The 4,756-nt window shown below is 65.6% G+C and carries 5 protein-coding genes; 4 read left to right on the plus strand and 1 reads right to left on the minus strand.

The features are described 5' to 3' along the window. From H926_RS34490 to H926_RS0105825, 4 genes are all read left to right on the plus strand, one after another. On the plus strand, positions 1 to 472 hold a 472-nt coding region (locus H926_RS34490; protein ID WP_371256220.1), incomplete at its 5' end, for a type IIL restriction-modification enzyme MmeI. A 104-nt stretch (positions 473 to 576) separates the two neighbouring features. Next, positions 577 to 1,149 carry a hypothetical protein gene (locus H926_RS25865; RefSeq protein ID WP_051146268.1) on the plus strand — a complete coding sequence of 191 codons (573 nt, stop codon included), beginning with the start codon at positions 577 to 579 and terminating at the stop codon, positions 1,147 to 1,149. Positions 1,150 to 1,503: 354 nt separating this feature from the next. Further along, positions 1,504 to 2,340, plus strand: a complete 837-nt coding sequence (locus H926_RS30720) for a helix-turn-helix transcriptional regulator (RefSeq protein WP_022675474.1) — start codon at positions 1,504 to 1,506, stop codon at positions 2,338 to 2,340. A gap of 94 nt (positions 2,341 to 2,434) precedes the next feature. Beyond that, positions 2,435 to 4,186 carry a cation:proton antiporter gene (locus H926_RS0105825; protein WP_022675475.1) on the plus strand — a complete coding sequence of 584 codons (1,752 nt, stop codon included), beginning with the start codon at positions 2,435 to 2,437 and terminating at the stop codon, positions 4,184 to 4,186. 6 nt (positions 4,187 to 4,192) lie between these two features. Here the strand turns inward: H926_RS0105825 and H926_RS0105830 are convergent. Then, positions 4,193 to 4,756 (minus strand): ATP-dependent helicase C-terminal domain-containing protein (locus H926_RS0105830; protein ID WP_028657644.1); only part of this gene is annotated, 564 nt, incomplete at its 5' end.

The following is a 4,756-nucleotide window of genomic DNA, read 5'->3' on the forward strand; positions in this document are numbered from 1 at the left end:
AACAATCAGGGGAGCACGTCAGTGGCACTTCGGCGTTCTTACTAGCCGCGCACACATCGCTTGGCTTGCCCACGTTGGTGGACGGCTGAAAAGTGATTTTCAATACTCACCTGGACTTGTTTACAACACTTTCCCTTGGCCAGAGGCAAGCGCTGCACAGAGGGCAAAGGTGGAAGCCTTGGCGCAAGCGGTGCTAGACGCACGCGCTGCACATCCCACCTCCAGTCTTGCGGACCTTTACGACCCCGACGCAATGCCCGCCGACCTACGGCGGGCCCATACCGACCTGGATAGAGCGGTGGACAGACTCTATCGCGTGGCCGCTTTTGCCAGCGACCGCGAGCGGGTGGAATTTCTGTTTGGCCGCTACGAAGCCTTGGTAAATCCGTTGGAGCGGGAGGCGATCAAACAGAATCGGCGCGTTAACCGCGCTCAATCTCGCGGCACGATGCCCAACGACGAGGAGAGTTGATTCTCAGTCCGCTATGACTTTGCTATTGATCTAGGAGATATGACGGAGATTTCGCAGTGGGCGGTTTCGGTTCAGGCAGGCACGGCGGGCGCCCCACGGCGGATATGTCTTTGCGCATCGATCTGGCGTGGATGCTGCGCACCGGGCGGGCCAGCGAGAGGCACCATATCAGCGGCGCGCTCTATTGGTCTTGCGGCGGGGAGCCGTCCGGTTCCATCAGCTATGTGGCGCGCATGGATGAACCGGGGCAGGAACGGCTGGAACTGTCCTATTGGCGCGGTGAAGGCAAAGAGCGGGAGCATGTGCGGCAGACCGTGCGCCTCACCTTCACCCGCCCGCGCCTGGGCGGCAAGCGCTGGTGGATGATCTGCCCCTATTCCGGCCTGCGCGTGGGCAAGCTGTATAAGCCGCCGGGCGGCGATCGCTTTGCCGGGCGCAAGGCCTGGCGGCTGGGCTATGCCAGCCAGCGCCTGGCTCACCACGATCGCCCGTTTGAATCGGCCCGCCGCATCCAGCGCAAGCTGGGCAGCGATCAAGGCTGGGGCGCCGTGCTCACCCGCCCCAAGGGAATGCACCACGCCACGTTCCAGCGCCATCTGGACCGCTATCTTGATCTGGAAGACCAGTGCCACGCGCATATGTGGGGCCTGATCAACCGGCTCAAGGCCATGGGATAGGCCGGGAACACCGCAGAACACCGGGCGGAACACCCGGAACACCGGCGCAAACTTATGATATTGCTGGAAAGAACACCCGGAACACCGGGAACACCATCAAAACAAGGCAGGCCAGAACCTGCCCTATGCAACGCCAGCCAAGAGGCCCCCACCGCGCGAATTGGGGGCTTTATCGGGGGCCTTTTGCGAAATCCTATTCAACTTTTACCATTACAATCATAATCATAGATCGGTTTTTGCGATTCCTCTAGCCGCACCATTTTTGCACCCACCACATCCACCGCGTCACGCATGCCATCGTCACCCAAGAAATTTGGGATGGACGCTGTGGGGCACCTGTGGTGAGCAAGGCGCATGGCAGCCCCGGAACCTGCACCCGTCTCGCTTGCGGCACTGAACGACAAGGAACGCGAGGTGCTGCGCCTGTTGACGGCGGGGCACACGGTCAAATCCATCGCGCTGCAACTGGGCCGGTCGGAAGCCTCGATCAACGAGCGGCTGCGCGATGCGCGGCGCAAGACCGGGGTGGGCAGCAGCCGCGAGTTGGCGCGGATACTGGCGGCCCAAAAAAGTTGGGACAGAAATCCTGAGCTTACCGGCCCGGGCAAGGCGCCCGATACGGCAGGGGCGCCCCGCATCGTCGGGCGCCGATGGTCGAAAGGATTGCTTGCCATGCTTACCGCACTTTCGCTTGCCGCCGCAGGCCTGCTGGTTTCCACCGGACAGGTGCTGCCGCCCCGCACCGGGGCCGCCCTACCCGCTCCAACGGCGCAGGCGACGCCCGCCAAGGCCATGCCGCTGCTCGGCCGCTGGTCGCTCGATGTGACGCGGATTCCCGCCGAGGAGCGGCCGCAGAAGGTCACCATTGCCTTCGCCAAGGCCGCCGACGGCCGCTGGACAACCATGGTCGACATGATCGGTCCTGATGGCACCGCCCACAAGGCGGAATCGACGGCGGCGCTCGATGGCGTGCCCGCGCCGGTGACGGGAACGATGGATTTCATCGACACGGTATCGCTGCGCCAGCCTGCGCCCAACACGCTGGTGATGACCCTGGGCAAGAACGGCGCCCCGGTTTCTACGCGCGTCTATGCGGTCGCCAAAGACCAGCGATCGATGACTGAAACGATCATCTGGCCCGGCAATGCCATTCCCGGCCTTGAAACCACCACGTTCCACCGCGTGGAGTGATCGCCCGCAACGCGCCGCCGTTCCCGGCCGCCTTGTTGCCGCGGCTTGCCCACGATGGGTTGACGCGGGCGGCCGGGAAGGCGAGGCAAGAGGCATGAACCAGCCCCCCTCGATGCTTCATGATGGTTTTCTGCTGCTTGGCTTTGCCATGGTCTTCGTGCTGGTGTTCCGCCGGCTGGGCCTGGGGGCCACACTGGGCTACCTGCTGGCGGGCGCCGTGGTCGGGCCGCAGGTGCTGGGCCTGGTGGGTGAGGCCGAGCAGAAGCTGGGCATTGCCGAACTCGGCATCACGCTGCTGCTGTTCCTGGTCGGGCTGGAACTGAACCCGTCGCGGCTGTGGCGGATGAAGCGCGATATCCTGGGCCTGGGGCTGTTGCAGGTGGTGCTGTGCGGCGCGGCGATCACGGCGGTGATCAATTTCGGCACCGATTTCAGCCTCACCGCCGCCATCGCGCTGGGCCTGCCCCTGGCGCTCTCGTCCACCGCGCAGGTCCTGCCGATGCTCCAGGCCTCGGGCCGGTTGCGCACGCCGTTTGGCGAGCGGACCTTTGCCATCCTGCTGTTCCAGGATCTCTCGATCATTCCGATGATCACGCTGATCTCTGCGCTCAGCCGCAATCCGGCCGATGCCAATGGCCCGCCGGGCTGGCAACTGGGGCTTTATACCGTGCTGGCGATCGCCGGGCTGATCCTGGCCGGGCGCTATCTGATCCGGCCGCTGTTCCGCCTGATCGGCAACCTGGGCGAGCGCGAGATGTTCGTGGTGGCCGCGCTGTTCACGGTGATGGCCTCGGCCGCAGTGATGGAAGCGCTGGGCCTGTCGACCGCGCTCGGCGCGTTCATCGCCGGGGTCATGCTGGCCGACAGCCCCTATCGCCACGAACTGGAAGCCGATGTCGAGCCGTTCCGCTCCATCCTGCTCGGGCTGTTCTTCCTGGCCGTGGGCATGATGCTCGATCTTCATGCCATTGCCGAGCGGCCGCTGTTCGTGATTGCCATGGCGCTGTCGCTGGTGGCGGTGAAGGCAGTGGTGATCATGGGCATCGGCCTTGCCTTCCGCATGCCGTGGCGCGGCGCGCTGGCGCTGGGCCTGCTGCTGAGCCAGGGCGGCGAATTCGGCTTTGTGCTGTTTGCCCAGGCGCAGCACGCGCAGTTGATCGCGCCCGAGGCGGCCAGCCTGTTTGGCGCGATCGTGACCCTGTCGATGGCCACCACGCCGTTCCTGATGGCGTTGACCAAGCCCTTGCGCAACGATCCGCGCGCGGTGAAGGGCGAACGCCAAGGGCCCACCGGCGACGCGGCGAATGCGCTGATCGTGGGCTATGGCCGCTTTGGCCAGACCGTGGCGCAGATGCTCAATGCCAGCGGCCTGACGGTTACGCTGATCGATACCGACGTGGAAATGATCGACGTGGCCAGCAATTTCGGGGCCAAGGTCTATTTCGGTGATGGCACCCGGCTCGACCTGCTGCGCCAGGCCGGCGCGGACGAGGCCGCGCTGATCCTGTTCTGCATGGATGGCGACCAGATGGACGCCGCCGCGCTGGAAGCGGTGCAGCAGGCCTTTCCCCAGGCGGCCATCTTCGTGCGCGCGTTCGATCGGCGCGCGGTGGTGCGGCTGCGCGGCTCCCCGGCCAAGTGGGTGATCCGCGAAGTGATGGAATCGGCGGTGAAGATGGCGCGCCTGGCGCTGGCCGAAACCGGGGTTAGCGAGGAAATCATCACCCGCGCCGAAGACATGTACCGCGCGCGCGACAAGGAGCGGCTCAAGATCCAGATCGAAGGCGGCGACCTGCGCGCCGCGCGCGAACGGATCATTACCGAGCCACAGGCGCAGGAAAGCTGATTTTGCTCAGCCCCTGCGCGTCGCCTCGAACGCGTTGCGGGTCTTGAGGCTGGGATCTTCGGTCCAGGGCTGTTCGGGCCAGCGATGGCGGGGATAGCGACCCTTCATGTCCTTGACCACATCGCGCCACGATCCGCGCCAGAACGCGGGCAGATCGGCCGTAGTCTGGATCGGCCGGCCGGCGGGCGAGGTCAGCGAGAGCAGCAGCGGGCGCGGCGGCTGGCCGATCGTGGGATGGCGATCGAGGCCGAACAGTGCCTGCACCCGCAGTTCCACCGCCGGGCCGCCTTCATGGGCATAGTCGATGGCATGGCTGGTCCCAGCGGGTGAGCGATAGTGCGGTGGCGCCAGCCGATCGAGTGTCTGCCGCTCGTTCCAGTCCAGCCGGTTTTCCAGCGCCTCGTGCAGCTTGCCTGCCGCGATGGCCAGATCGCGCCGCCCGGCCAATAGCGGCGCCAGCCATTCCTCCAGATCGGCGAGCAGGGTCGCTTCGTCGAGCGCGGCCAGCCCGGCATAGCGCGCGCGGGTCAGCAGCGCTTGCGCCGCAGCGCCCAGCGGCAGCGCCGCCAG

The sequence above is a fragment of the Novosphingobium sp. B-7 genome (assembly GCF_000410615.1).
Lineage (GTDB): Bacteria > Pseudomonadota > Alphaproteobacteria > Sphingomonadales > Sphingomonadaceae > Novosphingobium > Novosphingobium capsulatum.